The 26,579-nt window shown below is 63.4% G+C and carries 30 protein-coding genes; 16 read left to right on the top strand and 14 right to left on the bottom strand.

Annotated elements, in window-relative coordinates:
• Positions 1–102: 102 nt before the first annotated feature.
• Positions 103–2,106 carry a PhoX family phosphatase gene (locus EOA16_RS29210; RefSeq protein ID WP_127261244.1) on the bottom strand — a complete coding sequence of 668 codons (2,004 nt, stop codon included), beginning with the start codon at positions 2,104–2,106 and terminating at the stop codon, positions 103–105.
• Between the two features lie 553 nt (positions 2,107–2,659).
• Between EOA16_RS29210 and EOA16_RS29205 the strand changes: the two genes are divergently transcribed.
• Complete coding sequence (locus EOA16_RS29205; protein ID WP_127261243.1) at positions 2,660–3,142, top strand: hypothetical protein; 483 nt, start codon at positions 2,660–2,662, stop codon at positions 3,140–3,142.
• A gap of 191 nt (positions 3,143–3,333) precedes the next feature.
• Here the strand turns inward: EOA16_RS29205 and EOA16_RS29200 are convergent, their stop codons facing one another.
• Together EOA16_RS29200 and EOA16_RS29195 are read right to left on the bottom strand one after the other, a co-directional pair.
• Complete coding sequence (locus EOA16_RS29200; protein ID WP_127261242.1) at positions 3,334–3,993, bottom strand: response regulator transcription factor; 660 nt, start codon at positions 3,991–3,993, stop codon at positions 3,334–3,336.
• Complete coding sequence (locus tag EOA16_RS29195) at positions 3,990–5,384, bottom strand: sensor histidine kinase (RefSeq protein ID WP_127261241.1); 1,395 nt, start codon at positions 5,382–5,384, stop codon at positions 3,990–3,992. Before EOA16_RS29195 ends, EOA16_RS29200 begins: the two co-directional genes overlap by 4 nt.
• A gap of 168 nt (positions 5,385–5,552) precedes the next feature.
• On the opposite strand from EOA16_RS29195, the gene EOA16_RS29190 reads away from it, so the two are divergent.
• The 4 genes from EOA16_RS29190 to EOA16_RS29175 all read left to right on the top strand — a co-directional run bounded on the left by EOA16_RS29190 (position 5,553) and on the right by EOA16_RS29175 (position 8,980).
• Complete coding sequence (locus tag EOA16_RS29190) at positions 5,553–5,894, top strand: hypothetical protein (RefSeq protein WP_013528672.1); 342 nt, start codon at positions 5,553–5,555, stop codon at positions 5,892–5,894.
• Between the two features lie 14 nt (positions 5,895–5,908).
• The gene (locus EOA16_RS29185; RefSeq protein WP_127261240.1) at positions 5,909–6,628 is read left to right on the top strand and encodes a phosphatase PAP2 family protein; all 720 of its coding nucleotides are present in this window, start codon (positions 5,909–5,911) and stop codon (positions 6,626–6,628) included.
• A 294-nt stretch (positions 6,629–6,922) separates the two neighbouring features.
• Positions 6,923–7,180, top strand: coding sequence for a helix-turn-helix transcriptional regulator (locus EOA16_RS29180; protein ID WP_027040307.1), 258 nt, complete (start codon positions 6,923–6,925; stop codon positions 7,178–7,180).
• 99 nt (positions 7,181–7,279) lie between these two features.
• Positions 7,280–8,980, top strand: coding sequence for a SulP family inorganic anion transporter (locus tag EOA16_RS29175; RefSeq protein WP_127261239.1), 1,701 nt, complete (start codon positions 7,280–7,282; stop codon positions 8,978–8,980).
• 127 nt (positions 8,981–9,107) lie between these two features.
• On the opposite strand, the gene EOA16_RS29170 is transcribed toward EOA16_RS29175, so the two are convergent.
• Positions 9,108–9,989: a LysR family transcriptional regulator gene (locus tag EOA16_RS29170; RefSeq protein ID WP_127261238.1), complete on the bottom strand. Its 882-nt coding sequence runs from the start codon at positions 9,987–9,989 to the stop codon at positions 9,108–9,110.
• Positions 9,990–10,138: 149 nt separating this feature from the next.
• On the opposite strand from EOA16_RS29170, the gene EOA16_RS29165 reads away from it, so the two are divergent.
• From EOA16_RS29165 to EOA16_RS29155, 3 genes are all read left to right on the top strand, one after another.
• Entirely contained in the window at positions 10,139–10,792 is a 654-nt protein-coding gene (locus EOA16_RS29165) for a hydrolase (protein ID WP_127261237.1), read from the top strand.
• Between the two features lie 157 nt (positions 10,793–10,949).
• Positions 10,950–11,210 carry a hypothetical protein gene (locus EOA16_RS29160; RefSeq protein ID WP_127261236.1) on the top strand — a complete coding sequence of 87 codons (261 nt, stop codon included), beginning with the start codon at positions 10,950–10,952 and terminating at the stop codon, positions 11,208–11,210.
• Positions 11,211–11,283: 73 nt separating this feature from the next.
• A complete protein-coding gene (locus EOA16_RS29155) occupies positions 11,284–11,565 on the top strand; it encodes a hypothetical protein (RefSeq protein WP_127261235.1) in 282 nt (93 codons plus the stop codon).
• Between the two features lie 114 nt (positions 11,566–11,679).
• On the opposite strand, the gene EOA16_RS29150 is transcribed toward EOA16_RS29155, so the two are convergent.
• Positions 11,680–12,534: an ATP/GTP-binding protein gene (locus EOA16_RS29150; RefSeq protein WP_127261234.1), complete on the bottom strand. Its 855-nt coding sequence runs from the start codon at positions 12,532–12,534 to the stop codon at positions 11,680–11,682.
• Between the two features lie 113 nt (positions 12,535–12,647).
• Between EOA16_RS29150 and EOA16_RS29145 the strand changes: the two genes are divergently transcribed.
• Both EOA16_RS29145 and EOA16_RS29140 read left to right on the top strand, forming a co-directional pair.
• Positions 12,648–13,448: a helix-turn-helix transcriptional regulator gene (locus EOA16_RS29145; protein WP_127261233.1), complete on the top strand. Its 801-nt coding sequence runs from the start codon at positions 12,648–12,650 to the stop codon at positions 13,446–13,448.
• Between the two features lie 244 nt (positions 13,449–13,692).
• The gene (locus EOA16_RS29140; RefSeq protein ID WP_127261232.1) at positions 13,693–15,054 is read left to right on the top strand and encodes an adenylate/guanylate cyclase domain-containing protein; all 1,362 of its coding nucleotides are present in this window, start codon (positions 13,693–13,695) and stop codon (positions 15,052–15,054) included.
• Positions 15,055–15,142: 88 nt separating this feature from the next.
• Here the strand turns inward: EOA16_RS29140 and EOA16_RS29135 are convergent, their stop codons facing one another.
• The 3 genes from EOA16_RS29135 to EOA16_RS29125 form a co-directional block, all read right to left on the bottom strand.
• Positions 15,143–15,970 (bottom strand): YiiX/YebB-like N1pC/P60 family cysteine hydrolase, encoded by an 828-nt coding sequence (locus EOA16_RS29135; protein WP_127261231.1) that lies wholly within the window; start codon positions 15,968–15,970, stop codon positions 15,143–15,145.
• Positions 15,971–16,062: 92 nt separating this feature from the next.
• On the bottom strand, positions 16,063–16,995 hold the full coding sequence (locus EOA16_RS29130; protein WP_127261230.1) for a CHAD domain-containing protein: 933 nt from the start codon (positions 16,993–16,995) through the stop codon (positions 16,063–16,065).
• Positions 16,992–17,465: a CYTH domain-containing protein gene (locus EOA16_RS29125; RefSeq protein WP_127261229.1), complete on the bottom strand. Its 474-nt coding sequence runs from the start codon at positions 17,463–17,465 to the stop codon at positions 16,992–16,994. Before EOA16_RS29125 ends, EOA16_RS29130 begins: the two co-directional genes overlap by 4 nt.
• A 104-nt stretch (positions 17,466–17,569) precedes the next feature.
• On the opposite strand from EOA16_RS29125, the gene EOA16_RS29120 reads away from it, so the two are divergent.
• The 4 genes from EOA16_RS29120 to EOA16_RS29105 are packed head-to-tail and all read left to right on the top strand — an operon-like array spanning position 17,570 to position 21,274.
• Complete coding sequence (locus EOA16_RS29120) at positions 17,570–18,274, top strand: CerR family C-terminal domain-containing protein (RefSeq protein WP_127261228.1); 705 nt, start codon at positions 17,570–17,572, stop codon at positions 18,272–18,274.
• Positions 18,271–19,224: an HlyD family efflux transporter periplasmic adaptor subunit gene (locus tag EOA16_RS29115; protein WP_127261227.1), complete on the top strand. Its 954-nt coding sequence runs from the start codon at positions 18,271–18,273 to the stop codon at positions 19,222–19,224. The genes EOA16_RS29120 and EOA16_RS29115 overlap by 4 nt, the downstream gene beginning before the upstream one ends.
• Positions 19,221–20,141: an ABC transporter ATP-binding protein gene (locus EOA16_RS29110; protein ID WP_127261226.1), complete on the top strand. Its 921-nt coding sequence runs from the start codon at positions 19,221–19,223 to the stop codon at positions 20,139–20,141. Before EOA16_RS29115 ends, EOA16_RS29110 begins: the two co-directional genes overlap by 4 nt.
• Positions 20,138–21,274, top strand: coding sequence for an ABC transporter permease (locus EOA16_RS29105; RefSeq protein WP_127261225.1), 1,137 nt, complete (start codon positions 20,138–20,140; stop codon positions 21,272–21,274). The genes EOA16_RS29110 and EOA16_RS29105 overlap by 4 nt, the downstream gene beginning before the upstream one ends.
• A gap of 144 nt (positions 21,275–21,418) precedes the next feature.
• On the opposite strand, the gene EOA16_RS29100 is transcribed toward EOA16_RS29105, so the two are convergent.
• The 3 genes from EOA16_RS29100 to EOA16_RS29090 form a co-directional block, all read right to left on the bottom strand.
• The gene (locus EOA16_RS29100; RefSeq protein ID WP_127261224.1) at positions 21,419–22,018 is read right to left on the bottom strand and encodes a DNA-3-methyladenine glycosylase; all 600 of its coding nucleotides are present in this window, start codon (positions 22,016–22,018) and stop codon (positions 21,419–21,421) included.
• Between the two features lie 97 nt (positions 22,019–22,115).
• The gene (locus EOA16_RS29095; protein ID WP_127261223.1) at positions 22,116–23,099 is read right to left on the bottom strand and encodes a threonine/serine dehydratase; all 984 of its coding nucleotides are present in this window, start codon (positions 23,097–23,099) and stop codon (positions 22,116–22,118) included.
• Between the two features lie 260 nt (positions 23,100–23,359).
• Positions 23,360–23,683: a hypothetical protein gene (locus tag EOA16_RS29090; RefSeq protein ID WP_024502197.1), complete on the bottom strand. Its 324-nt coding sequence runs from the start codon at positions 23,681–23,683 to the stop codon at positions 23,360–23,362.
• 173 nt (positions 23,684–23,856) lie between these two features.
• Here EOA16_RS29090 and mbfA point away from each other — a divergent pair, with 173 nt between their 5' ends.
• Positions 23,857–24,840: an iron exporter MbfA gene (mbfA, locus tag EOA16_RS29085; protein ID WP_127261222.1), complete on the top strand. Its 984-nt coding sequence runs from the start codon at positions 23,857–23,859 to the stop codon at positions 24,838–24,840.
• A gap of 36 nt (positions 24,841–24,876) precedes the next feature.
• On the opposite strand, the gene EOA16_RS29080 is transcribed toward mbfA, so the two are convergent.
• The 3 genes from EOA16_RS29080 to EOA16_RS29070 form a co-directional block, all read right to left on the bottom strand.
• Positions 24,877–25,221: an antibiotic biosynthesis monooxygenase gene (locus EOA16_RS29080; protein ID WP_127261221.1), complete on the bottom strand. Its 345-nt coding sequence runs from the start codon at positions 25,219–25,221 to the stop codon at positions 24,877–24,879.
• Positions 25,218–25,550: an NIPSNAP family protein gene (locus tag EOA16_RS29075; protein WP_127261220.1), complete on the bottom strand. Its 333-nt coding sequence runs from the start codon at positions 25,548–25,550 to the stop codon at positions 25,218–25,220. Before EOA16_RS29075 ends, EOA16_RS29080 begins: the two co-directional genes overlap by 4 nt.
• Positions 25,551–25,615: 65 nt before the next feature.
• Complete coding sequence (locus tag EOA16_RS29070) at positions 25,616–25,831, bottom strand: DUF1127 domain-containing protein (protein WP_127261219.1); 216 nt, start codon at positions 25,829–25,831, stop codon at positions 25,616–25,618.
• A gap of 68 nt (positions 25,832–25,899) precedes the next feature.
• On the opposite strand from EOA16_RS29070, the gene EOA16_RS29065 reads away from it, so the two are divergent.
• Positions 25,900–26,574 carry a winged helix-turn-helix domain-containing protein gene (locus tag EOA16_RS29065; protein ID WP_127261218.1) on the top strand — a complete coding sequence of 225 codons (675 nt, stop codon included), beginning with the start codon at positions 25,900–25,902 and terminating at the stop codon, positions 26,572–26,574.
• Positions 26,575–26,579: the final 5 nt, after the last annotated feature.

Genomic DNA, 26,579 nt, shown 5'->3' with positions numbered 1-26,579 from the left:
GGACCCCTGGAGCTGCTCCGCAGCCCAAGGGATCCATGCCGCGGCTTCAAGGCACAGCAGCGGTGCAAATTCTGCCCCGCTGCACCCCATGCTGGTGGGCAATCAGACCGCGATCTTGCCGCCGCCCTGTCTGGTGATGGCGACCACCGACGGCCGCACCGGCATGTCGGGCTTGAAGTCGGGCCAGCGCGTCGACAGATCCTCATAGTAGGACGGACGGCCGAAGCCTTCCCAATCCTCGCCGCCGTCGCCCGGATGCTGGACGGCGACGAAGGCGGTCTGGTCGTCGGGCGCAAACAGCGGGCCGCACATTTCGGCGCCGATCGGCACGCGGAAGAACAGTTTCGAGGTCGCCCGCGCCGCCCCTTCCGTGTCGACCGCCCACAAGCCATCGGTGCGGCCGGTGGCTTTCGGGCCCTGGCCGTCGGTCGCGACCCAGAGACGCCCGGCCGAATCGACCGCGCAATTGTCGGGCATGCCGAACCAGCCATTGGCCGTCGTCGCCGTCGAGAAGGTGGCGCCGACATCGGCAACCGCCGGATCGCCGCATTTCAGCAGCACTTCCCACTTGCCCTTGGCGGCAGTGAAATCACCGCCGTCCTCGGCGATCTCGATGATGTGGCCGAAGGCGTTTTCGGCGCGCGGATTGGCGGCGTCGACCTGGTCGGCCTTGCGTTTCGAATTGTTGGTCAGCATGACATAGACCTTGCCGTTGACGGCATTGGGCTGGATGTCTTCGGGGCGGTCCATCTTGGTGGCACCGAGCAGGTCGGCGGCGCGGCGCGTCTCGATCAGCACGTCGGCCTGGCTGGCAAAACCGTTTTCGGCCGTCAGCGGCCCCTGGCCGAAGACGATCGGCAGCCATTCGACCGTGCCATCTTCGGCGAACTTGGCGACATGCAGCGTGCCCTCATCGAGCAGGTCCTTGTTGGCGGCATTGTCGTTGGGATTGAACGCGGCCTTGGTCACGAACTTGTAGACATAGTCGAAGCGCTCGTCGTCACCGAGATAGAAGACGACGCGGCCGTCCCTGGCGACAATCGATTCGGCGCCCTCATGCTTGAAGCGGCCCATGGCGGTGCGCTTCCTCGGCGTCGAGGTCGGGTCATTGACATCGACCTCGACGATCCAGCCGAAGCGGTTGGCCTCATTGGGTTCCTTGGCGAGGTCGAAACGCTCGTAATGCGCCGCCCATTCATAGGCGCCTTCGGGAATGCCGAGACGCTTGTAGTTCGCGGCTTCCTTGTGGCCTTCCGGCAGCTCGCCGGAAAAATAGCCATGGATGTTCTCCTCGGCCATCACATAGGTGCCCCAGGGCGTGACGCCGCCGGCGCAATTGTTGAACGTGCCGAACACCTTGGTGCCGGACGGATCGGCATTGGTCTTGACGCGGTCATGGCCGGCGACCGGACCGGACAGCGCCATTTCGGTGTTGGAGGTGATGCGGCGGTTGAGCTTGCCGTCGCGCACCACCTGCCATTTGCCACTATCCTTGCGGATCTCGACGATGGTGCCGCCATGGGCGGCCATCTCGACATCGACCTGCTCCTTCGAGAGGGGTGCGACTTCTGCCGACTTCTTGCCGTCCTTTTCGACGATCTTCACGATGCCCGGGAACATCAGATGCGGATTGGTGTATTCGTGGTTGACCACCAGCAGGCCATGTTCGGCCGAGCCGTCGATCGGGATGTAGCCGACATAATCGTTGTTGTAGCCGAACTGTTTCGCCTGGGCCTCGGCCGACTGTTTCGTCGGGTCGAAGTCGGGCGAATCGGCAAACAGCGGATCGCCCCAGCGCAGCAAGACATCGGCATCGTAACCCGGCGCGACATGGTGCTTGTCGTCGATGCCGGCCTGGAGTTCGTCGAAAATGAAGGCCGAGCCTTCCGCTGCCCGGGCCTCGTCGGCGCTGATCAGCGCCAGCGGGCTGACGGTGGCGGCGATGGCCGAGACAGCCAGCGAACCCTTGAGGAAGCCGCGACGCGAGAACCGCGCCGCGACGATCTCGCCCATGGTGCGGTTGTCGGAAGCGTTGACGGCCGGGCCGTCGTTTTCCTCGAGCAGGCTGGTGCGGAATCGGGTGTCGGGGGAGCGAAGGTCAGTCATGGTGGCTTGCCTCTGGCTTTTGGATTGGCTGGAGCGTGGGTACCTGTTTGACCCCCTTATAATCGCCGGGTCACATTTTCGTGACATCGGGAAAACCTTTTCAGACACGACAGGCATTGCGCGCAGCCCTGGCTAAGCATTCCCCGGAGACCGTGGAACTGCTCCAGAATTTCGATGAAGGAAATCTTCGGCGGCATGTTTCGCCGCGCATCCCGCAACGCGCTGACATCAGTCGTTTGCAAACAACGGATCAAGGGCCAGCTCGACAAGTCACCTCCGCCGCCCCCGGCGGAGGTGACTTGATGTTCGGCGTCTGCCGTCGTCAGGCGTCGGGAAAGCCAGTCTCCCGTTGAGCGACGGCGGTCGCGGCGCCGTTCATGCGAAGCTAATGTAGCATATGCTTGGGACTTTAGTCCAACCTTGCGCTTGCAATGGTCCTAGTTGACAACCGCAACGGTCGGAGGTCGCTTCCGGGCGCCGCGTCTTTCGGCAATTGTTGGTTGCACTGCAACGTTGGGGTGGGGCGCGCCGGGCTCAGTCGTCGGAGATCAGAATGCACAGATCGGTCACGACCCGTTGTTGCCGGCTGGCGCTCAAATCGGCAGCGGCGCTGGCGTTGACGATCGCGCCCTACCAAATTGTCCTGGACGGCTCCGTTTCCGGCATTCAGACCGCCAGCGCATACGCCGGCAAGGGTGGCAATGGCGGCGGCAACAGTGGCGGTGGAAACGGTAACGGCGGCAGTTCCGGCGGAGGCAATAGCGGGAACAGCGGCAATAGCGGCAACGGAAATGGGAATGGCAATAACGGCAACAACGGCAAATCAGGATCCAATCAGGGTAAGAGCGGCAGCCATGTCAATGCAAAGACCGGTGACAAGGTCGACGTGACCGGCAACAAGATCACGGTCCGGCACCCCGACGGCATAACGGAAAAGCTCGAAAACGGTCGTTTCAGCATGAAGGACGCGCTCGGTCGCACGATCATCGACCGTCAGGCCACGCCGGCCGATGCCAATCGTCTCAAGGCCTTGTGAAGCTGGCCAACAGGCAATGGTCAGCTTTGCACGTCACCTCCGCCGCCCCCCGGCGGAGGTGACCTCGTTTTCGGCGGCGTTCCGGTTTTCGGCGCAATGGCTGCAGTCCCGAGGCGCGACGCGCTTTTGCGCAATCCGGGACGGGAAACCGCTGCGCATTTTCCCCGGACCTGGCCTGGAGCAATTCTAGACTAGGAAGGTCTGTCGCGGTCGCGCCACTCACGCATCATCAAGGCCGCTTCGGTGCGGTTTCGCACATTGAGCTTCGACAGCACCCCTGTCATGTGATGCTTGACGGTCTTCTCCTGCAGCTCAAGCCGCAAGGCGACTTCCTTGTTGCTCAGCCCCTCCGCCACCAGCCGCAGGATTTCCGTCTGCCGCTCGGTGAGCTGCCGCAGCCGTTCCGCCATGCCGTCGGTCGGCTGCTGGGACTGGAGATCCGAAAGCAGCCGGGCCGACAGTGTCGGCGAGAGATAGCTTTCGCCGGCTGCGACATTGCGCAGGATGTCGGCGAGCCCGCGTGACCCGACGCCTTTGAGGACATAGCCATTCACCCCTGCGTTCAGCGCCTTGGTCACATCGGCATTGGCCTCCGAAACGGTCAGCATGACGATCTTCTGGGCGGGATGGCTGGCTAGGATGCTTGCGACCGCGGTCAGCCCGCCGCCCGGCATGGAGATATCGAGCAGCAAGATGTCGGGCCGCACCGTCGCGGCGAGGCGTTCGGCATCCTGCGCCGTGGCGCCCTCGCCAACGATCTCGAAGCCTCCGATCTCCGACAGGCTGCGCGTCACACCTTCGCGAAAGAGGGGATGATCGTCGACAATGGCGATGCGAATGGTCCCAGTCATGCTTGCTCCTCGACCGACAGACGGATCACCAAACGCGTACCTTGCGGCCCGGTCAAGGTTTCGAACTGTCCGCCAATGCTTTCAACCCGCTCCCTGAGGCCGGCGAGCCCGAGGCCCTCGACCCGTGCCGCCGGATCGAAACCCGGCCCACCATCCGACACTTCGACAAAAAGCCTGCCACCTTTCATCCCGGCGCTCACCGCCTGATCCTTGCCCAGCCCGTGGCGATAAGCGTTGTTCAGCCCTTCCTGAACGAAACGATAGATGCTGATCTTCTCGGAAGCGCCCGGTTCTGGCAACTGTCCGGCCAGCGTCAGCGTCACCGACGTTCCCGTCCTCTGCTCGTGCTCCTTGACGGCCAGCCGCAGAATGTCGGTTGCGGCAGCCGTCTCGATCTGCGGCAGCACAAGGCCGGTGCAGATGCCGCGTATTTCGCGCATCGCATCCTCCAGCGTCTTGCGGATCATCGCGACCTCGGTCGAACGGCTTTCGCCCGAATGGCTGTCGCTGGAAAATATCGGACTATCCATGCGCAGTGCCGCCAGGGCCACGAGTTGGGCCGGGCCGTCATGGAGGTCGGCGCCGATGCGGCGCAGATATCTTTCGTTGTGCGCGGTGGCGCGGCGAGAGGCCCGTTGCACGCGCAGTCGCAAGGCGCTGTTTTGCGCCACCAGACCCTGCAGCTCCGACACCTGGCGGCGCAGCGCCCCACGCTGGTCGTCGATGGTGCGGCTGCCGCGCAGGACGATGCCCGACAGGAGCAGGAATGCCGCCAGGGTCGCGCCGGCCACGATCAGCCAGCTCGACCACAGAGCGGACGCCAGGGTAGCCTGGAAATCGTCGGCGATCTCATAGAACTCGGTGACCGCCACCACCTCGCCCGACCAGGGCTCGCGCACGGGATTGTAGATCTCCAGCAATGGCAAGCCGGTAGCCTTCTCCTCGCGTTCATCATCATCGAATGTATTGAATTCAGCGACGACATTACCTTCGAAGGCGGAACGCAGATTGTCGCTCGGAGCGAAGCGGCGGCCAATCAGGGCCGTCTCCTTCGCGTAGAGAACCGTCCCGTCGCGGCGCCAGAGCACGAACGATTCGAGGCGCTTGCCGAGCGCGCCCTGGCCCAGCGTCTCGTCCAGCGCCTGCTTGACGGATTCGCTGAGTTCCTGCTCCTTGCGCAAGTCGGGAAGCAGTGGCGCAATCACGCTGTCGACATAGAGCGCCGTCGTGGCGGCCGAATTGCGGATGACGCCGTCCCTGATTTGCGCCGTCACCCAGGCGCCCACCACCAGCATGACGGCCAGCAGGCCAAAGCCGCCGGCAACGACGAACTGCAGGGCAAGGGAAAGCTCGCTCCAGCGTCGCGTCAAGTTCTGAAGAATACGAATCATGAACCCCTGACCGCCCTTCAATCGACAGGCTGGGCGATTACACACATTGAGCCTCCGTCATGCCATTGCCAAGAGCTTCGTTTGGGAGAGCGCTTGACGTCCCGGCGCGCTTCGGAAACAACGTCCGCGACACACGCGGCTGGAGCCGCTTCGAGAGGGGACGGAGCGTTGAGTTTTTCAGGATTGCTGCAGCTCGGCTTTTCGACGGTCATTTTCCTGCTGGCCGCGACAGCCGCCAAGCAATGGGGCCTGGCGCCGAGCCTTGGCAAGATCGCGCTGACGCTGGCGCTCTATTCGCTGGGCAATTTGATCATGCTGCGGCTGATCCGCGAATTCGGCATGTCGGTGTCGTTCAGCCTGTCTGCCGTCATCCAGCTGGTCTCGGTGAACGTCGTGGCACTGGTCTTCTTCGGCGAGCGCGTCAACGCGCTGCAGGCGACCGGCATCATGCTGGCGATCGCCGCAGTGGCGCTGATCACGCTCGGACCCTATCTGCAAGGCAGGCTGTAACGGGCAAATTGCCGATGAAGAACGCCGCGAACGCTTTGCTCAACCGGGTTGAATTCCCGGTGCTGCTGGCCGGCCTGGCGATCGCCGCCGGCCTGTGGGGCTTCGAGGAGCTGATGGAGATGGCGCGCGCCACCACGCCGCACGCTTTCGACACCGAGATCCTGCTCGCCTTCCGCCAGGCGGGGCGCCCTGACAGCCCAATCGGCCCGCTATGGCTGCAGGGGGCGATGCGCGACATCACAAGCCTTGGCAGCGGCAGCGTGCTGGTGCTGATCGTGACGGCGGTAATCGTCTATCTCCTGCTTATCCGCAGGCCGGCGACCGCCCTTTTCATCTTCGTGGCGGTGGCCGGGGGTCAGGTGCTATCGAGCCTGCTGAAAGCCGGCATCGACCGGCCGCGCCCCGAACTCGTCTCGCATCTCGTCAACGAAACGACGCTGTCTTTTCCGAGCGGCCACGCCATGCTGTCGGCGGTGACCTATCTGACGCTCGGCGCGCTGGCGGCACGCTTCCTGCCCGGTCGAACGACGAAGATCTATGTGCTGTCGCTGGCGGTGCTGACGACGCTGCTGGTTGGCATCAGCCGCATCTATCTCGGTGTGCACTGGCCGTCGGACGTGCTGGCCGGCTGGTGCGCCGGCTTTGTCTGGGCGATGCTTTGCTGGCTCGCTGCCCGCGTGTGGCAGCGATGGCGCGGGCAGCGCCCGGACGGCGACAGCCAGACTGAAGATTAGATCAGCCGGTTGATCAACCCGTGCCCGCAACCCGCCAACAGCAAAACCGCCGACAGCAAGGCTGCCGATGTCATCCAAGCCCTGGAAATCTTCAACTGCTCACCCCGATCGATGCTGAAAAGGGAAGGCTGCGTCGATATCTTCCCGGCAATGACCAGCCTAGCATGCCTGTCTTGACCCCGCCATCCGGTTTCCCGAGAGGGTACATGTTTCATATATACATTATGATGGTTGAAACATCACCATGACTGTACTATACGTTGATACCGCAGACTCAGACGGGGGTTTTGGCCGATGATCACTGCCGCGCAGATGCGCGCCGCAAGGGCGCTGGCCGGCATCGATCAAAAGACGCTCGCCGAGCGCGCCGGGGTCTCGCTTCCGACCATCCAACGCATGGAAGCGAGCGACGGTGTGGTCAGGGGCGTGGTCGATACGCTGATGAAGGTCATCCAGGCACTCGACGAGGCCGGGGTGGAATTGATCGGCGAGAACCAGGCCAGCGAGCGCGGTGGCAGGGGCGTGCGCCTCAAGCAAACCGTGCCGCGCTAAGCCTCTCCCGCAACCCGAGTCGGCACACATAAGTCGCGACGCGACCGCCGACGATCCTGCCGACGATCCCGCCGCCGTCACGGAGCGGAAGGCACATTCATGGACCAGAGCCATCCGGCAAGCCATCATCCGGCAAGGCCGACATTTTCCGAATTGTTCACGCCGAAACTGGTGACGGTCTGGCGCGAAGGTTACCGCCTGCCGCAGTTCAAGGCCGACTTCATGGCCGGCCTGACCGTCGCCATCGTCGCACTGCCGCTATCGATGGCGATCGCCATCGCGTCGGGGGTGACGCCGGAGCGCGGCCTGTTCACCGCCATCGTCGGCGGCTTCATCGTCTCGGCGCTTGGCGGCAGCCGTTTCCAGATCGGCGGACCCGCCGGCGCCTTCATCGTGCTGGTGGCGGCAACGGTTCAGCGCGAAGGTGTCGACGGGCTGCTGCTGGCGACGATGATGGCAGGGGTCTTCCTGCTCGCCATCGGCTACCTCCGTCTCGGCACCTACATCAAATTCATACCCTATCCGGTGACGGTCGGCTTCACCGCCGGCATCTCGATCATCATCTTCTCGGGACAGATCGTCGAACTGTTCGGGCTGAAGCTTGCCGGCAAGGAGCCGGGACCGCTGGTGCCGAAGTTGATCGCGGTCGGTGAGGCGGCCGGCACGCTCAACATCTCGGCGACGCTGGTGGCGGTGCTGACCATCGTTACCATTGTCACGGTGAAGCGCTGGCGGCCGGGCTGGCCGGGCATGCTGATCGCCGTCGGCCTGGCCTCGCTGGTGGTGGCGCTGCTGGCGCTGCCGGCGGAAACGATCGGCACGCGTTACGGCGGCATTCCGCGCAGCCTGCCGTTTCCGGCACTGCCGGCGCTCAGCCTCGACAAGGCGATCGCCGTGTTGCCTGACGGCGTCGCCTTTGCGCTGCTCGGCGCGATCGAATCGCTGCTGTCGGCGGTTGTCGCCGATGGCATGACGGGCCGGCGGCATCGTTCCAACTGCGAACTGGTGGCGCAAGGCTTCGCCAACATCGCGTCCGCCCTGTTCGGCGGCATCTGCGCCACAGGCACCATCGCCCGCACGGCGACCAATGTGCGGGCCGGCGCACATGGGCCGATCTCGGGCATGCTGCATTCGCTGTTCCTGCTCGTCTTCATGCTCGTGGCGGCACCGCTGGCCAGCTACATCCCACTCGCCGCCCTTGCCGGCGTGCTGGCGGTCGTCTGCTGGAACATGTTTGAAAAACAGGCCTTCGCCACCCTGTTGCGCGCTTCGCGCGGCGATGCGCTGGTGCTGATGGCAACCTTCCTGATCGTCGTCTTCCGCGACCTCACCGAAGGGATCGTCGTCGGCTTCGTGCTGGGGTCGATCCTGTTCATCGACCGCATGTCCAAGAGCATTGCGGTCGAGGTCGATCAGCCGCTGGTGCAGGAGGATGTCGCCGACAGCAGCAACGCCTACGATGCCAGCGAGGCGACCGACGCCGACACCGTCGTCTACCGCATCTCGGGCGCCTTCTTCTTCGGCGCCGCGTCGACCGTCGGCACCGTGCTCGACCGCATCGCCGACCAGCGTAAGAACTTCATCCTCGACTGTTCGGCCGTACCCTTCTTCGATTCGACGGCGGCCAATGTCATCGAGGGCGCCGCCCACAAGGCGAAGCGCGCCGGCGTCCGCTTCATCATATCAGGTGCCGCGCCGCAGATCCGGCGCATGCTGATCAACCACGGCGTCAAGCGTCCCCTGGTGACCTATGCCGCCTCGATCCGCGACGCACGTGCGCAGTTGAAAAGCGAAACCTGAGACGCAGTAGCAATCAGGATTTGCCGGTCGGTGGCCACTTTGTCAGCGCAGGACTGCGAACGGTGATATCAGATGTGCCTTTCGTAATTCAGACAATCATGGTCGATGGACCATTCTTACGGACAGCTCACGCAACGTGCGGAGCCTGCTCGAAACACTCGATCAGCAGTTCGGTAAGGACTCTTACCTTCCGTGCCGGATACTGACCTGATGGACGGATGACATATATGCCTGCCGGAGGTGGTGGATGGCGTGTCATCAACGGAACAAGCGCGCCGGAGGCCACATACTCGTCGATGAGGCAATCGGGAAGCCAAGCGATGCCGAGACCTGCCGCCGCGGCGGCAGCGAGGGCTGTGCCGTTGTCGGCCTTGAAGCGCCCCTGCGGTTTAACCGTGGTGATCTTGTCGCCATCCATGAGTTGCCAGGCTTCGGTTCCCTGCATGAGGGCCTGATGGGCGACGAGTTCCCGCGGCGTCTCAGGGGAACCATGCGCTTTAATATAGTCCGGGCTAGCGACGAACTTCCCATGGACCGGCCCGACGCGTCTTGCGATCAGGTTGGAGTCCGGAAGATACCCAACCCGGATTGAACAATCAAAACCCTCCGAGATGAGATCAACGAAGCGATCACTATAGGCGGTATGGATGTGGAGTTGCGGGTGGCGTCGCGCCATTTCCGCGAGCACGGGAGCAAATTGAGTGGGGCCGACGGAAAGCGGCACGGCAACTCGCAGACGGCCGCGAAGATCACCGGCGGGCAGGATCGTTTCCTTGGCCATTTCGATTTCCGCGACGACTTTGGCTGCATGGTCTCGAAACGCAACTCCGGCTTCCGTGAGAGCGGCGCCACGGGTGGTTCGTGCGAGAAGCTGGACGCCAAGCTCCGCTTCAAGCCGGAAAAGCCGCCGACTGACAATCGACTTGGATACGCCGAGCCGGCGCGCGGCGGGCGAAACGCCCCCGGCATCAGCAACTTCCACGAATGTCTGCAGCTCTTCGATATCCAATTCAGCGTTCCCCATTCCGCGACACAGCGGTGCACGAAGAAGCACTACCGTATCATGAATAGGAATGCCAGTTTCCATCCAGGCAATGCGCGGGCGGCGCATACCTCTCAGCAAACCAACCTCACTCACAACAGCACCAAAGGATAATCATGACCTTTCGTAACGGCCTTGCCTCGCTTCTTCGTCCCGAAGACTCCGTGCTCGTTCTGATCGACCACCAGCCTTATCAGCTCGCGAACCTGAACAGCCACGATCCGCAGATGGTAGTCAACAATTCGACGGCTCTGGCGAAGGCCGCTAAGGCCTTCGGCGTCCCCACCATCCTGACCAGCGTGATCGCTGATCGGGGCGGTCTTATCTTCCCCCAGATCACGGATGTGTTCCCCGGCCAGGAGGTGATCGACCGGACTTTCATCAACACCTGGGAGGACCAGAAGGTGGTGGACGCGGTCAAGGCGACGGGCCGCAAGCAGCTGATCATTGCTGGCCTGTGGACCGAGATATGCGTCGCGATGCCGGCGATCCAGGCCCTCGGCGAAGGTTGGGATGTGACGGTCATCACCGATGCCTCGGGCGGCACGTCGGTCGAAGCGCACGAGGTCGCCATCCAACGCATGATCGCTGCCGGCGCGCACATGATGACCTGGCTGGCGCTGGCGTCCGAATGGCAGCGCGACTGGGCCCGGACCGAGCACGCCGCGGAGTTGACGGAAGTGCTCAAGCAGCATGTCGCTGGCAGCGGCATCGCGTTTCTGTGGGAGCAGCAGCTGCTCAACACCCCGGTCCCGAGCGCCGCAGGCTGATCTGAGAAAATGGACGTCTCCTATCCGAACTTCCGGCAACAGTATCTTCGCCGTAAGCTGGCAGGAAAGGGACGGTGCGACAGTTACGAATGTTCAAGACTATGATCTTGGTCTGATCCACTCGCACGCCACGCTGCATAGCGGTCAGTTTATTCGAATGACCGGGACATTTTCGGTCATTCGGCCCGCGGATCGGATCTTCGACGATCGCCCGCAGCGCAACAAGGCGCTGGTCCTCAAGGCGATGACTTCACTGTTCCAGCGTCATGATGCGTCGGCAGTGGAGCGCCTCTACGCGCCAGACTTTCGATTTTTGGCGGAATTGGCAAAGGCGGCCATTGCGCCACGCCATGCAGGACGTTCAAATTTGAGCTTCCGCATTCATGCTCTGTCGAGCGTATCTCTTAGAGCCGCTTAAACCTTCTGCGCCGTAGGTTTTTGCCGTGCTGAATCGCCGTCAGCGACGATGACGACGAAATAGGAGAACGCAAATGGCTCGCAGTCACGTTGAACGTCTTGGAGAGTTCAGGGAAATCCTGGTCGCCACTCGACGCGAAGGAGTCCGTAACGTCCACCATACTCGCGACGCAATGCGGGCAAGTGGCTTTCAGATCGGGGACAGCGACGGCTCCAGCTACGGAGCCGAGCTGAAGGTGCTCCAAGAGGAAATCGAGGCGGTTGATCGCGCCATCGAAGACGAGAAACGGTTGGCCCTAGAGAGCGAGCCTCAATCCCGTCGACCGATTAAGCCGAGGATCGTGAAGGGAACGTAGAGGCACCTAACTTCGCACAATGCGGGTTGGCGGTCCTCGCCGAGGAATGACGGTCCACCTCACGACTGCTGGTGAAGGTTTTGTGGCTCGCCTCCAGGCCACCGGTTACATCTCTCAGTCGAGCTTCAGCGCTGCCACTTCGCCTTCGTTCATCAGCGGCACATAGATTGTCGACTTCCCATCCGTGCCGATGTCGGCGCTGCCCGGCTTGAAATGCGCCACCGATTCCGGCACGCTGCCGGCTTGATAGCGGTAGAGCGTGCCGGTCATGTAGGCGGTGGCGTAGATGGTGTCGCCGATGGCAATGACGCCGTCGAGGTCGGCGAATTTCTGGGCGCCCGGCGGCACCACCTTGCTTGAAAGGTCGACCGACAGCAGGCCGCCCGGCTCCGCCGTGCTGAAGTCGGGCTTGATGCCCTTGCCCCAGGAGGCGACGATCAGCCTGTTGCCGTCGGCGAAGACGCCGTTCGGCGACGCCAGCATCGGGTCCCTGACGAACAGCTCCGGCCGGTCGCCGTCGATGCGATAGATGGCGTCGGCCAGCATATCGGTGACGTAGACCTTGCCGGATTGATCCGATGTCATGTCGTTGAGGAAGACCGCGTTCGGCACCGCGATGCTGGCGACGAGTTTGCCGTTGGCCAGGTCGACGACGCGGACTTTCGTGATGTCGGCGACATAGAGCTTGCCGCCCGCTATCGCCATGCCCTTGGGTGCGTCCATGCCGTCGGTCCAGTGTTGGGTGACCGTCTTGCCGTCAACGGACAGCACGGAGAGATAGCCGTTGCCGTCGGCCTCGCCGGGGTTGCCAACGATGTTGGAGACGATGATGCGGTTATTGGCGGCGTCGAACAGCGCCGATTCCGGCTGTTCGAGGCCAGTGGCGCGCCAGAGTTCGCCGGCCTGGGCGGCAGGCACCGGCGCGCTGCCGATGACGGCGAGAAAGGCTGAGGTGATGAGGGTATTCATGACTGCTCTCCTGTGATGACGCGGCAGAGCTATGATTTTCGATACTTTTCCGAAAGGCTGATTAGCGATAGTATCGAAAGTTGATACGAAACCGCTGGCAAGAGGTGCATCCGATGAACGGTCTGATCTTCGAGGCGCTGAAGCGGACGCTGAAGGCGAAGGGCGTCACCTATCGCGAGCTCGCCGAACGCATGGGCGTTTCCGAACCGACGGTGAAGCGCATCTTCCATGAGAAGAACTGCAAGCTCGATCGGCTGATGGAGATCTGCGCTGCCGCCGGCGTCGAGCTGGAGAACGTGCTCGGCTCGATGAACAGGGGGCCGGGACCGGTCAACCGCATCGCGCCGGAGATCGAGCGCAGGCTTGCAGGGCGGCCGGCGCTGCTGTTCATCTTCGTCATGCTGTCGGAAAAGTTCACACCCGACGGCATCATGCGCTCGCAAGGCCTTAGCGAGGCCTCGATGTTCCTCTATCTGCGCGATCTCGAGGAGCTGGGCCTGGTCGCTCTCGGCCGGGGTCTCACGGCAAGGGTGCTGGTCGAGACGCCTATCCAGTGGAATTTCGAAGGGCCTCTCAGGCCGCTGTTCGAAATGACCAACAAGAATTTCATCGGCTGGGCGATCACCCATATCGACAACGAAGCGACCTTCGTCAGCTTCTCTAGGCGGATGCGGCCGGAGACGGCGGAGATGGTGCGGCGTGAGGCGGAGGATCTCGCCGACCGCGCCAAATTGCTGGCCCATCACGACCAGCACACCACGCCGGAGGATGGGCTGGTCGGCTACAAATTTACGTTTGCCTTTGGCGCGACGCCATTTCCCGCGATCATGCCGATCGGGCCGCATCCGCGAGATGCCGGTGCGTTCGATCGGCCCGCCGCTCCTGCAAAGGGACGCCGCCCGTTACCGGCCTGACACGGCCAATCATCCCGAGCAGGATACGCCGGGCGCTGCGGTTTTTGGTGACCTGAACAGGGAAGCCTCCGCCTGTCCTGCTTCGGTTTTCACCATGATCCTTTGTCCGGACATCTTTGCTCTTCGCAGCCGCGGTTCAAAAATGAAATCACATTCATGATAGAGTTCGCGCACTGATTTGCCAGACTGGAGAGGCGGGTTTGCCGAATGCTTGACACGTCCCCCGTGAAATCGAAGTGATCCCATGCCGACCGCGCCAACACTTGAACTTCGCCGCTATTCGCGCCTGAAAAATTTGCGGGCGCGCGCAGAACGCCAGGGCGCTGCATTGCAGTTCTGGGCCCGTACGGCATCGCTCGCTGTGATCTCCTGCTTCTTTTCATTGATCAGCCGCTGGGATGCTTCGCTGCTCTTCGTGCTGGCGGGCCTCGTGCTGTTCCAGCTCGTCGGCCTGATCCAGTTTCTCTTTGCACGCCGTCGCACGGCGCGATGGTGGATCGGCTATCTCGTCGGCACGCTGGACATCATTCTGTTGACCGTTCTGCTGGTAACGCCCAATCCGTTTTCCCAGGAGGTCGCGCCGGCCGCGATGCAACTGCGCGAGGGCAGCTTCAAATTCCTGCTGATTTTCGTATGCCTTGGCGCGCTGACCCTTTCGACACGATTGGCGCTCTATCTCGGCGCGCTCGCGGCCCTGACATGGGCGATCGGGGTGGGATGGGTGATTTCTCATCCGGGAACCGTCATTCCGGCGACGAACCTCTATTCGCTACCGGTGACAGAGCGACTGAACCTCTATCTCAACCCCCATTTCGTCGATACATTCGCGCAGGCGACCAACGTGTTGGTTGTGCTGATTATCGGCGCGATCATGGCGCTGGTCGTCTATCGTTCCCGACATCTGTCGGAAGACTATGTCAAGGCAGAGCGCGCCCGCGCCAATCTCGCCCGGCATTTTTCGCCCAATGTCGTCGACCAGCTCGCCACCGATGACGAGCCCTTCGGCCCGGTCCGCCGGCAGGATATCGCGGTGCTGTTCGCCGACATCGTCGGCTTCACACACTATTCCGAGGATCATCCGGCCGAAGCTGTGTTCGAACTTCTGCGTCAGTTCCACCGCCGCATGGAACAGGTCGTTTTCGATCATCATGGCACCGTCGATAACTATATCGGCGATTGCATCATGGCGACATTCGGGGTTCCGCAAGCCAGCCATGACGACGCGACTCGGGCCATCCAGTGCGCTGAAGCGATGGTCGCCGCTCTCGAAGACTGGAATGTCCAGCGGGTGTCCAGGGGGTACCCGCCGCTGGACGTTCGGATCGGTGCACAATATGGCGCAGTGGTCATCGGCGCGGTCGGCAGCGAGCGCAATCTGTCTTTCGCGGTGGTGGGCGACACCGTCAACGTCGCCAGCCGTTTGCAGTCGCTCTGCCGTGAGCTTCAGGCGAGTATTTGCTTTGGGTCACGACTGATTGAGGCCGCGAAGGTGGAATCGCCCACGACACAGTTGAATGCGCGCGATCATGGACCGGTGAGCATCCGCGGCCGGGACGAACCGGTCCATGTCTGGGTCGAACACAGATCTATTGCGGTTTCGGCGTGATACAGGCCGCCATGTGAAATGCCTGCACCTCGGCTGGATACCGGTAGGCCTCGCCATAGGGACATGTCCTGACCCAGGCCGAAAGCCATCACGTGTCTGAGGCGATCGCGCCAGCCTTTACAGCTGCGGCCTCTGTGTCTGCCTTGTCGTCCCAGGTCACCGCTCGGTAGTCAAAACCATATTCCAGTGTCGGCTTGACGATGCGGAAATAGGGCGACAGGTCGAAATCGCGCGGCGTGTACAGCGAGTGGTGGCGGATGTGCAGGATTTCCTTGCGCGAATAGTTAGACTGCGCCGAAGCGCGGCCGGGCGCACGGGTGATCTCGGGCAGGATCGGATAGCGGATCTGGCCATAGGCCTCTGCAATCAGTGTCGAGCAGATCGCCCGTGTCGGGTCGCCGGAGCCGAAGGCCAGCATGCGGCGCCGCCAGCGCACCGGCACCGGCGGCGTCGGGAAGAAAAAACGCAGCATATCGAAAATGTTCTTGAGGTCGTATTTCAGGCCGAGCCTGCCGATCATGAAGGCGACGACCTTGTCGCGATCCTCCGGCGCCAGCCCGCTCGCCCGGCAGATGCGGGTGTTGTAGGTGCGGTAGCGCGACAATGGCACGGCGACGCAGCCTTCGCCGATCGTGACCTCGATCAGGCGCGGCCGCTCTGAGCCGTCTGCCGGCGCGGGCAAGGCATCGCCGATATAGAAGGCCGCATGCGACCAGGTCGACTGGGTCAGGTACTTGATCGCCGCCGAGATCTTCTGGTTGCCCTCGATCAGCAGGATGTCGCCGGGCTCAAGCGTGCGGCGCAGCGTCTCGGCATCGGACGGTGTGTAGGGCTCGTAGCCGGATGATTCTTCCTGCAGCCGGCCGGCAAGCCAGCGGCCAAGTCGATCCAGAAGCGTGTCGCCGGGCTCGGTCATGCTCCATGGCGATTAGCATGGGCGGGTAATGAGGGCTAGCGCACGCCCTTACTCTCCCCCGTCCGGATCGAGAGGAAAAGCGCCAAGTCAGCCTACGATGCCGAGGCCTCTTCCGGCGGCGCAGCCAGATCGTCGCGCGCCTTGCGGGCCAGTTTGCGTGTCGAGCGTTTGGGACTGTCGCCGAACAGCTCGGCCGCCTCGGCCAGGCAGCTCTTCTTCAACTGCTTCTCCGACCGTTTCAACAGCTTGGCCAGAAGCTTCGTGTCCTTGGGGGGCCCGAGCGGCTGGTCGTCGGCCTCGAGCAGGGCGCGCATCACCAGTATATCGTGCAGGTCGCCCAGCCGCTCGCCCAGTTCGTCGACCGCCTTGCGCCGGGCCTTGATCGGCGTCGGCCACAGCCTGCCGAGCAGCGACAGATGCATGCCGTGGGTCTTGGCTGCCTTGCGTAAATCGTGGAAATCATTGGCCGCGCCGCGCGATCCGGCCTTGTCCAGCGCCTTCCTGGCACGACGCAGCGTGACGCGGGCGCCTTCGGCAAGCACGTCGGCCGCCTGTTCCGGCTGGTCGGGCAAGGCCAGCGCGTCGATGCGGTGCAGGCCCTCCTCGCAGGCGGCGGTCGCAGCACCGATTGCCGCTTCGAGCCCCGTGCCCTCGTGCAATTCATGCTGGCGCGCGATCAGCCTGTCGCGCGCAGCAGTAAGCCCATCGTCGGCGCTCTCCTTGGGGAAGCTTGCCGCCAGCCGGTCGATGGTTTCGATCAGCGCCGTCGCCTCGCGCGGCCCGGCAAGCAGGCCCGCCACGTTGCGATAGCACTGATTTTCGGTCTCGCAGAATGTTTCGTCACCGGAACGAACAAGGCGCAGCAAGGCGCGCGCACTCTTCAACCGCTTGCGGCATTTGTGCACCGCCTGTTCCGGACGGCTGCGCGCGGCGTCAAGATGGACCAATGCCTTGCCGATTTCCTCGGCAAGGATACGCCTGACCTCGCCGGTCAGCGGCAGGCGCGGATCGATGCGAAAGCTCATGCGGCGATCTCCGGTATCCCCCCGAGGGCGAGCGACGCGTTGTAGAATTTTGACTCGCCGGTGACCTCACGGCCGAGCCAATCAGGCAGCATTTCGTCCGGCACGTCCTCCGGCGTCTCAAGTTCGGCGATCACCAGTCCCGCAAGCGCACCGCCAAAGACATCGACTTCGTAGAGATAGCCACCGTGCCTAACATGGTGACGTGTCTTCTCGATGACACGTCCGATGGCGAAGTCCAGCATCTCCACCGCCTCCGCCAACGGGATCGGGTATTCGAATTCGTCGCGTTCGCGCGCCTTGCTGCCGAATTTGAGCGTAAGCTCGGCGGAAGTGCCATCGCTGATGCGGATGCGCACCGTGCGCCCGGGACCGGCCGCGAGGTAGAACTGCAGGATGCGGATATCCGCCTCGGCCAGCTCCTGCCATGCGGTGCTGGTGACCAGGAATTTTCGTTCGACTTCCTTGCCCATGGCCGCGCACTAAAGCGGTTGCCGCTCCCCATGGCAAGACGGTGACATACACGGATTGACGCTCGTGAATTGACTTTAATCAATCGATTGATTAAAGTCACGAGATGATCAAGCAGCCCGATGCCAAGAATCTTCGCCGCGAAACATCTCCCGCCGAGATGACGCGCGCTGCCCTTGTCCAGGCGGCACTGAAGCTGTTCGGAAGGCAGGGCTTCGACGGCACCTCGACGCGCGAGATCGCCGCCGAGGCGCAAGCCAATATCGGCTCGATTGCCTATCATTTCGGCGGCAAGGAGGGTCTTCGCACGGCGGCCGCCGACTTTATCGTCGAAACCATCCAGACGGTCGCCGGCCCGGCGCTCGGCAATGCGCAGGCGCCCGCGCCGGTCGGTCCTGAGGCAGCGCAGGCGCAGCTCTTCGCGGCGCTGGAGCGAATGGTCGGCTTTGTCGTGGCCAGTCCGCAGGCCGGCGAGATCGTGCAGTTCATCCTGCGCGAACTTTCCCATCCAACGGCGGCCCTCGATCGTATCTATGACGGCGTCTTCGAGCCGAGCCATCGCCGGCTGTGCCAGCTCTGGGAACAGGCAACCGGCGAGCCCGCCGAAAGCGAGGCCGCAAGGCTGACCGTGTTCACGCTGATCGGCCAGGTCATCTATTTCCGTATCGGCCGCGAGGCGGTGATGCGCCGCATGGGCTGGCCCGATATCGGTGCCGCGGAGGCCGCAAAGGTGGTGGCGGTCACTTCGGGCAATCTCAAGGCCATATTGGCCGTCAGAAAAGGGGCAAAGACAAAGGGGCCAAGACCATGAGCTTTCTGTGTTCGCTGCCGCTCGCCGCACAACTCTTCTCGGCCTGTGCCCCGGCAGCACCGCTGGCCGTCGGCTATGTCGAAGGCGACTACGTGCTTCTGGCGCCGATCGAGGTGGCGCAGGTCGAGACCGTGACCGTCAAGCGCGGCGACCGTGTCACGCCCGGCACCACCGTTGTGACGCTCGAGAGCGCCGATGCCAAGATCGCCGTGGCGCAGGCGCAGGCCGGCCTTGCCCAGGCGCAGGCGCAACTGGCCGACCTGCAGATCGGCAAGCGGCCGGAAGAGATCGCGGTGCTGAGGGCCGAGGTCGATATGGCCAGCGCCCAGGCCGCCGACGCCAAGCGCAAATACGACCGCGCCGCCGATCTGTTCAAGCGCGGTGCCGGCACGCAAGCGGATTTCGACACCGCGTCGGCCACGCTCGAAACGGCCAATGCGCAGGTCGGCCAGGCCACCGCCAATCTCGCCGTCGGCGGCCTGCCGGCGCGGCCTGAGACGATCAAGGCCGCCGACAACCAGGTCAAGCAGGCGCAGGCGGCCCTGGAGCAGGCGCAATGGCGGCTGTCGAAGCGTGTGCTGGCAGCGCCTTCTCCGGGCCGCGTCAACGATGTCATCCGCAATCCGGGCGACACGGCTGGCCCGACCGCACCGGTCATTTCGATCCTGCCCGACGGTGCGGTGAAGCTCAGCGTCTATATACCCGAAGCCGCCTTCTCCTCGGTCAAGGTCGGCACCTTGCTCGGCGTCCATTGCGACGGCTGCGGCCCGGATGTGAAGGCGCGGGTCAGCTACGTCTCGCCGGATCCGGAATTCACCCCGCCGGTGATCTATTCGCTCGAGAACCGGCAGAAGCTGGTTTACCTGGTCGAGGCGCGGCCGGAGGGCGATGCCGGCCCGCTGCAACCGGGCCAGATCGTCGATGTCGATCTGGCGGACAGCGTAAGATGAACGCCATCGACGTCCATGACCTGGTCAAGCGTTTTGGCGACAAGACCGTCGTCGACCATGTGACGATGTCGGTCGCCGAAGGCGAGATCGTCGGCTTTCTCGGGCCGAACGGTTCCGGCAAGACCACCACCATCCGCATCATGTGCGGACTGCTGACGCCGGACGAAGGCGAAGGCACGGTGCTCGGCTTCAACATCCGCACCGACAGCCTGCGCATCAAGCGTGAAGTCGGCTACATGACGCAGAAATTCTCGTTCTACGAGGATCTGACGATCGGCGAGAATCTCGAATTCGTGGCGCGGCTCTACCGGCTGAAGCCGGTCGAGGAGCATGTCGCGCGCACGCTGGAGGACCTCGGCCTGACGTCGCGCCGCAACCAGCTCGCCGGCACCTTGTCGGGCGGCTGGAAGCAGCGTCTGGCGCTCGCCGCCTGCATCATGCACAAGCCGAAGCTGCTGCTGCTCGACGAGCCCACGGCCGGCGTCGACCCGAAGGCGCGGCGCGAGTTCTGGGACGAGATCCATCGCCTCGCCAGCGGCGGGCTGACCGTGCTGGTCTCCACCCACTACATGGACGAGGCCGAGCGCTGCCATCGCATCAGCTACATCTCCTATGGCAAGATGCTGGCCACCGGCACCGTCGCCGAAGTGGTGAAAAATGCCGGGCTGACCACGTTTGTGCTGCAAGGTCCACGGCTCGATCAGGTCGCCGAAGCGCTGCAGGGCCGCCCCGGCGTCGACCAGGTGGCGCCGTTCGGCGCGACGCTGCATGTCGTAGGCTCCGACAGGAAGAAGCTCGAAGCCGCACTCGCGGATGTCGAGAGAGAGCACAAGGACGTGAAAGTTTCGCCCGGCGAAACCAGCCTCGAGGACGTCTTCATCCAGTTCATGTCCGGCTCGAAGGACAACATGGCATGAACAGCGTCTTTTCCTTCGCCCGGCTTGGCGCGCTGCTGATCAAGGAATTCATCCAGATGCGGCGCGACCGCATCACCTTCGCCATGATGCTGGGCGTGCCGCTGATACAGTTGGTGCTCTTCGGCTACGCCATCAACAACGACCCGAAAAGCCTGCCGGCAGCACTCGTGGCGACGAGCAACGATCCCTATACGCGGGCCATTGTCGCGGCGCTGCAGACCACCGGCTACTATCGTTTCGACCATGTCGCGCAAAGTGCCGCCGAGGCCGAGTTTCTGATATCGCGGGGCGACGTCGCCTTCGTCGTCACCATCCCCGCCGATTTCGCCAAGAGGGTGGAGAGCGGCAACAACCCGCAGATACTCATCGAGGCCGACGCCACCGACCCGGCGGTGGCCAGCGGCGCCATCTCGACGCTCGGCACCGTCGCCAGTCAGGCGCTGCTGAGGGCGCAAGGCACGCAGGAGGCCGCCGCCGAGGCCGCCAAGGGTCGGCTCGATGTCGTCGTACACCGGCGCTACAATCCCGAAGGCATCTCGCAATACAACATCGTGCCCGGCCTGCTCGGCGTCATCCTGCAGATGACCATGGTGATGATGACCTCGATCGCGCTGACGCGCGAGACCGAACGCGGCACGATGGAAAACCTTCTGGCGATGCCGTCCAGCCCGCTCGAGATCATGATGGGCAAGGTGCTGCCCTACCTGGCGGTCGGCGGCGTGCAGGTGGTGGTGGTGCTGGCGGCGGCGAAGCTTCTGTTCGCCATCCCCTTCACCGGATCGATGTCGCTGCTCCTGACCGCCGTGCTGATCTTCGTGCTGGCGCTGGTGCTGCTCGGCTATACGATTTCGACCATCGCCCGCACGCAGATGCAGGCGCTCCAGCTGACCTTCTTCTTTTTCCTGCCGTCGATCATGCTGTCGGGTTTCATGTTCCCCTATCGCGGCATGCCGGACTGGGCGCAGATCTTCGGCGAGATCTTCCCGCTGACGCATTTCCTGCGCATCACCCGCGCGGTGATGCTGAAGGGCGCGCAATTGCCAGCGGTGGCAACGGAGATCGGCTGGCTGGTGGTGTTCGTGGCTTTGTTTGCCGGCGTAGCATTGGTGCGGTTCAGGCGGACGCTGGATTAGACGCCGCACGACCTCCCCAGTCTTGGTACCAGCCTTTGCGGCGTCGTCATCCTCGGGTCTGCGCTGCGTCGCTTAGCTCCTTGCTACGCCCGTGGATGACGAAGGTAGAAATGCTTTCGCCAATCTCCATGGTTTGTACTGCCACTAACCGTTGAGCGATTTCGGGCCGCTGACGAAGGCGCTCCCCTTGACGTAAAACCGCAGCGGGCGATCGGCATCCTTTGTAATGCCGATCCGGATGCCTTGGGCGATGTCGCCGGTTTGATGCTCGTCGGTTGCCAGCCATAGCGGGCCTTTGCGGCAAAGATCGAGCCCGTCGAGCGAACGATCGATCCGCAACGCCTGGGCGAGCCTTCCCGGTCCCCGCGCCAGGTCGCGCAAGCGGTCGATGCCGCGATTGAGCCGCATGATCGCAATGCCTTCGAGCGGCTCGAGCGCCCTGATCAGCACGCCGGTTCCGACCCCCGGCATCTCGCTCGAGACATTGAGCATGTAGGAGATGCCGTAGGCGAGATAGACATAGGCGTGCCCAGCACCGAGAAACAGCGAACGGTTGCGCGGCGTCTGGCCCCGGTAGCCGTGCCCGGCGGCATCGCCGACGACGTAGGCCTCTGTCTCGACGATGCGGCCGCTGGCGATGCCTTCGGGCAGTTCGCGCACCACGATCTTGCCGATGAGGGTTCGGGCAAGGGATGCTGTATCGTCGGGCAGCTCGGAACGCGTGAGCGGGCGGTAGAGGACCATGCTCAGCGCGGCGACGATTTGGCGGCGGGCGAGGAGTGATCCAAGACGGAGCCTGTCTCCAGATACTCCATATCAGATCCCCTTGGACATCGCCGTCTCAAGCCGCCGCCATGATCCCGGCATAAGTGCCGAAATCGACATTGCCGCCGGACAGCACCACGCCAATGCATTTGCCGGACAGCTCGATCTCGCCCGATGACAGTGCCGCCAGCGCCACGCAGCCGCCGGGCTCGACCACCAGCTTGAGATAGGCCATGGCGTCGCGCACCGCCTGCGCCGCCGCCTGATCCGAGACGGCGATGGCCCCAGTGAGGTTCCTGCGGTTGATCTCGAAGGTGATCAGGCCGGGCTCGGCGGTCAGCAGCGCGTCGCAGATGGAGCTATGGCCGGGCTCGTTCGAAACCCTGGCGCCGGCGGCCAGCGACCGGCGGGTGTCGTCGAAATGCTCGGGCTCCACAGCCCAGACCGCAGTGTCAGGCGAGGCGTCCTTGACGGCTACCGAAATGCCGCTGGTCAGGCCGCCGCCGCCGCAGGGAACGACAACCGCGTCGAGGTCGACGCCAAGCACTTTTGCCTGGCGCATCAATTCGAGGCCGATCGTGCCCTGGCCGGCAATGATGGCCGGGTCGTCGAAAGGCGGCACCAGCACCATGCCTCTTTCCATGTAAGGGCGAACCACGGTCATGCGGTCGTCGCGAAAGCGGTCGAACGGCACCACCTCCGCCCCCATCTTGCGGACGTTGGCGATCTTCATCGCCGGCGCGTCTGAAGGCATGGCGATCACCGCCTTGACGCCGAACATCGCCGCCGACGCCGCGACGCCCTGCGCATGATTGCCCGACGAGAAGGCGACGACGCCTCGGCGGCGCTCCTCCTCGCTGAGCGACGACAGCTTGTTGTAGGCGCCACGGAACTTGAACGAGCCGGTGCGCTGCAGCGTCTCCGGCTTGAACAGGATGCGGCCGCCGAAGCGCTTGTTCAGCTCCTGCGATTCGATCAAGGGGGTTTCAACGATCAGGCCGGAGAGACGCGCGGCGGCAGCACGGATGTCGGCAATGCCGGGAGGTGTGGTGGCGGTCATGTGAGGTCCAGTGGACAGAGGTTTTTCCATGATGCCCGCAAACAGATGTGGCGCACCAATGAAAAAATGTGACCGTTACAAAGTTTGGCGGGGCGGTCGCCAACGGCACGGCTGCACGCTGTCCCGCCGACATCTCACCGCGATTTCCGCACTGCGCTCGAGTGAGCCAGCCGGGGGCTCGCTGCCTGCGGCAGCCCCCCGGTTCGAGCCCTTTGAAAGGTCCGCCGGATCTTTCAATTCGCCTGCGGCGAACCGGCTTCTCACCCCAGCAACGTCCGCTGCCTCTTGCTCCCACCCAGCTTGCGCCAGTTGTTGAACCGGTGGCTGGCGGCGGCAAAGGAGATTTTCATCTGCTGGGCGACCGAGTAGCGCGACTTGCCCTCGTCGAACATGCGGTAGCAGCACTCGACGCCTTCCTCGGTCAGTTTGCCATCCGGCGCCTTGTTGTGCGGATTGGCGGGGTCGAATTTCTCGACCTGCTGTTCGACCAGGCCCTTCAGGCGCTGCAGGTCGGCCTCGATGCTGGCGATGAGATCGAGAACGGGCTTTGGGTCATAGGGATGCGGAGGCTGTTTTGCCGTCATCTGCCGGTTCCTTGTTCTGGTTGGGTCAAATTATATAGGTGAACATTCACTGATAATGAAGGGCCAACCCGGCTTGCGAGCTTCAACAATTCTTGACCGCGGCCGCGCGCGCAATTGACCGGAGGCATATCTCGTCCTAGTTTAGAACTATTCTAAACTAGGGTGAATTCCTCATGCTTTCCCGTGTTTTCGGCTTCGGCCGCCGTCCCTTCGAATCGCTCTCCGAACAGGAGATCCTGGCGCTGGCCATTTCGTCCGAGGAGGATGACGGACGCATCTATCGGGCCTATGCCGACGGCCTGACGGAAAACTTCCCGCAATCGGCAAAAGTGTTCGAGGAGATGGCCGAGGAAGAGGATGGCCATCGCGATGCGCTGATCGCGCTTTTCCGCAAGCGTTTCGGCGAGCGCATTCCGCTGATCCGGCGCGAACATGTGAAGGGCTACTACGAGCGCAAGCCCGACTGGTTGGTGCGGCCGCTCGGCATCGAGCACGTGCGCAGCCAGGCCGAGGCAATGGAACGGCAGGCCTATCTTTTCTATGTCGAGGCGGCCAAGCGCACGGCAGATGCCTCGACGCGAAAACTGCTCGACGATCTGGCGGTGGCCGAACTGGGCCATGAGACCCTGGCGCAGCGGCTGGAGCAGAAACATGTGCCGGGCGAAGTGAAGGATGAAGAGACCGCCGCCGAGCAGCGCCAGTTCATCCTCACCTATGTGCAACCAGGGCTGGCCGGGCTGATGGACGGATCGGTGTCCACTCTGGCGCCGATCTTTGCTGCCGCCTTCGCCACGCATGACACCTGGCAGACGCTGTTGGTCGGGCTTGCCGCCTCGATCGGCGCCGGCATTTCCATGGGCTTCACCGAAGTCGCTTCAGACGACGGCAAGCTGTCGGGCCGCGGCTCGCCGATCAAGCGCGGTCTGACCGTCGGCATCATGACGACGCTGGGCGGTCTCGGACACGCACTCCCCTATCTCATTCCGCATTTCTGGACGGCGACCGGGGTTGCCGCGGTGGTGGTGTTCTTCGAATTGTGGGCAATCGCTTTTGTCCAGAACCGCTACATGCAGACGCCCTTCCTGCGTGCCGCCTTCCAGGTGGTGCTGGGCGGCGCCCTGGTGTTCGCGGCCGGCGTGCTGATCGGGAATGCGTAGTTTCTTCCTTCCCCCGCAAGGAGGGAAGGGGGAGCCTCACCCATTCACCGCCCGACTGTCGGCCGGCGCCTCTTCCCTCTCGGTCAGTCCATAGTCGCGCACCACATGGGCGATGCGCAGACGATAGCCGGCAAAGATGCCGCCACGACCGGCCTTCTGCGCCTGCCGGTGTTCCTCGGTGTTGCGCCAGGCCTTCACGGCTTCCTCGTCGCGCCAGAACGACAGCGACAGGATGCGGTTCGGATCGGCCAGGCTCTGAAAACGCTCGATGGAGAGAAAGCCGTCTATGCCGTCAAGCAGCGGACGCAAATCGGCGGCGATGCTCAGATAGGCATCACGCCGGCCCGCCGCCGGCTCGACCTCGAAGATGACGGCAATCACGGCAGCACCAGTTTCGCGTGCGGGCCCGAGACGTGTTTCAGGAACATGCGGTCCTCCTTCAGGATGAATCTCTCGCGCTTGGCGAACTCGTAGTTTGCCTTGCCGGCGGGATCGGCGGCAAGCCGGGCGCGGTAGGCTTCGTAGGCGGCCAGGCTGTCGATGTTGTAGGCGGCATAGGCGGTCGTCGCCGAGCCCTCATGCGGCGCGTAGTAACCAATCAGATCGGCGCCGCAGCGTGGAATGGCCTGGCCCCAATTGCGCGCATACTCCTCGAAGGCCGCCTTGCCGAACGGGTCGATCTCGTAGCGGATGAAGCAGGTGATGGTCATGGTGGTCTCCTTGGTTGCCGCATCGATAGTTCGAGCGGCGTCGAAACGTCGTGTCGCCTCGTCTGCTAGGACTGCCAGAAGGATTTCGCGCATTCGCGGCGCACGTCTTGCCGTGTAAGGCCAAGGTCGCGCAGCTGATGATCGTCGATCTCGGCAAGGCCGAGACGCTGCAGATGGCGGTCATACCAGCGGGCCAACAGTCGCCAACGCAACCAGATGACGAACGGGAAGAATCGACGGCTGGGGAGCGGGGCTGAGGCGAAAGCGGATCGTGCGGTCATCGTCATCTCCTTGATCTGATCGGAGAATAGTGGTTATCTGACAAGAATGCTTCGATGGGGAACGAACTATGCGCGAAGGACCCGACATCGCCCGCATCGCCAGCCTGGTCGGTGACCCGGCGCGGGCAAACATGCTGAATGCCCTGATGGGCGGCACGGCGCTGACCGCGAGCGAACTGGCGCTCGAGGCCGGCGTTTCGCTGCCAACCGCCAGCTCGCACCTGGGCAAACTGATGGAAGGTGGGCTGCTCACGGTGGCGAGCCAGGGCCGGCATCGCTATTACGGCCTCGCCGGACCGCAGGTGGCCGGCATGATCGAAGCCATCACAGGCGTTGCGGAAGCCGTCGGTCCAAAGCGTGTGCGGCCGGGTCCGCGCGATGGGGCGATGCGCGTGGCGCGCGTCTGCTACGATCACCTCGCCGGCGAGCAGGCGGTGGCGATGCTCGATCGGCTCGTCGCCAAGAACGTACTGGTCCGCGACGAACAGGAGATCAGGCTCGGGCCATCGGCGGCTTCGCATTTCGCTGCCATCGGCATCGACGTTTATACCAAGCCGCGCCGGCCGGTATGCCGCGCTTGCCTCGACTGGAGCGTGCGGCGCTCGCATCTCGCCGGCACACTGGGCGCCGCCATCCTCGACAAGATCCTTGCCGAGAAATGGGCGCGCCGCGAGAAGGACAGCCGCGCGGTGATCTTCTCGCCGCCGGGCAAACAGGCGTTCGAGAAGGTGTTTCTGTCCTGAACGGG

Source organism: Mesorhizobium sp. M7A.F.Ca.US.008.03.1.1 (assembly GCF_003997495.1).
In the GTDB taxonomy this organism is placed as follows: Bacteria; Pseudomonadota; Alphaproteobacteria; order Rhizobiales; family Rhizobiaceae; genus Mesorhizobium.
The sequence above is the reverse complement of the archived record's forward strand: the minus strand, read 5'-3'. Positions and strand labels throughout refer to the sequence as shown.

Bases quoted from the DNA above. Each gene is read 5' to 3' on its own strand.
- EOA16_RS29210 (WP_127261244.1), bottom strand. From the start codon at position 2,106: ATGACTGACCTTCGCTCCCCCGACACCCGATTCCGCACCAGCCTGCTC.
- EOA16_RS29205 (WP_127261243.1), top strand. From the start codon at position 2,660: ATGCACAGATCGGTCACGACCCGTTGTTGCCGGCTGGCGCTCAAATCG.
- EOA16_RS29200 (WP_127261242.1), bottom strand. From the start codon at position 3,993: ATGACTGGGACCATTCGCATCGCCATTGTCGACGATCATCCCCTCTTT.
- EOA16_RS29195 (WP_127261241.1), bottom strand. From the start codon at position 5,384: ATGATTCGTATTCTTCAGAACTTGACGCGACGCTGGAGCGAGCTTTCC.
- EOA16_RS29185 (WP_127261240.1), top strand. From the start codon at position 5,909: ATGAAGAACGCCGCGAACGCTTTGCTCAACCGGGTTGAATTCCCGGTG.
- EOA16_RS29180 (WP_027040307.1), top strand. From the start codon at position 6,923: ATGATCACTGCCGCGCAGATGCGCGCCGCAAGGGCGCTGGCCGGCATC.
- EOA16_RS29175 (WP_127261239.1), top strand. From the start codon at position 7,280: ATGGACCAGAGCCATCCGGCAAGCCATCATCCGGCAAGGCCGACATTT.
- EOA16_RS29165 (WP_127261237.1), top strand. From the start codon at position 10,139: ATGACCTTTCGTAACGGCCTTGCCTCGCTTCTTCGTCCCGAAGACTCC.
- EOA16_RS29160 (WP_127261236.1), top strand. From the start codon at position 10,950: ATGACCGGGACATTTTCGGTCATTCGGCCCGCGGATCGGATCTTCGAC.
- EOA16_RS29155 (WP_127261235.1), top strand. From the start codon at position 11,284: ATGGCTCGCAGTCACGTTGAACGTCTTGGAGAGTTCAGGGAAATCCTG.
- EOA16_RS29150 (WP_127261234.1), bottom strand. From the start codon at position 12,534: ATGAATACCCTCATCACCTCAGCCTTTCTCGCCGTCATCGGCAGCGCG.
- EOA16_RS29145 (WP_127261233.1), top strand. From the start codon at position 12,648: ATGAACGGTCTGATCTTCGAGGCGCTGAAGCGGACGCTGAAGGCGAAG.
- EOA16_RS29140 (WP_127261232.1), top strand. From the start codon at position 13,693: ATGCCGACCGCGCCAACACTTGAACTTCGCCGCTATTCGCGCCTGAAA.
- EOA16_RS29135 (WP_127261231.1), bottom strand. From the start codon at position 15,970: ATGACCGAGCCCGGCGACACGCTTCTGGATCGACTTGGCCGCTGGCTT.
- EOA16_RS29130 (WP_127261230.1), bottom strand. From the start codon at position 16,995: ATGAGCTTTCGCATCGATCCGCGCCTGCCGCTGACCGGCGAGGTCAGG.
- EOA16_RS29125 (WP_127261229.1), bottom strand. From the start codon at position 17,465: ATGGGCAAGGAAGTCGAACGAAAATTCCTGGTCACCAGCACCGCATGG.
- EOA16_RS29120 (WP_127261228.1), top strand. From the start codon at position 17,570: ATGATCAAGCAGCCCGATGCCAAGAATCTTCGCCGCGAAACATCTCCC.
- EOA16_RS29115 (WP_127261227.1), top strand. From the start codon at position 18,271: ATGAGCTTTCTGTGTTCGCTGCCGCTCGCCGCACAACTCTTCTCGGCC.
- EOA16_RS29110 (WP_127261226.1), top strand. From the start codon at position 19,221: ATGAACGCCATCGACGTCCATGACCTGGTCAAGCGTTTTGGCGACAAG.
- EOA16_RS29105 (WP_127261225.1), top strand. From the start codon at position 20,138: ATGAACAGCGTCTTTTCCTTCGCCCGGCTTGGCGCGCTGCTGATCAAG.
- EOA16_RS29100 (WP_127261224.1), bottom strand. From the start codon at position 22,018: ATGGTCCTCTACCGCCCGCTCACGCGTTCCGAGCTGCCCGACGATACA.
- EOA16_RS29095 (WP_127261223.1), bottom strand. From the start codon at position 23,099: ATGACCGCCACCACACCTCCCGGCATTGCCGACATCCGTGCTGCCGCC.
- EOA16_RS29090 (WP_024502197.1), bottom strand. From the start codon at position 23,683: ATGACGGCAAAACAGCCTCCGCATCCCTATGACCCAAAGCCCGTTCTC.
- mbfA (WP_127261222.1), top strand. From the start codon at position 23,857: ATGCTTTCCCGTGTTTTCGGCTTCGGCCGCCGTCCCTTCGAATCGCTC.
- EOA16_RS29075 (WP_127261220.1), bottom strand. From the start codon at position 25,550: ATGACCATCACCTGCTTCATCCGCTACGAGATCGACCCGTTCGGCAAG.
- EOA16_RS29070 (WP_127261219.1), bottom strand. From the start codon at position 25,831: ATGACCGCACGATCCGCTTTCGCCTCAGCCCCGCTCCCCAGCCGTCGA.
- EOA16_RS29065 (WP_127261218.1), top strand. From the start codon at position 25,900: ATGCGCGAAGGACCCGACATCGCCCGCATCGCCAGCCTGGTCGGTGAC.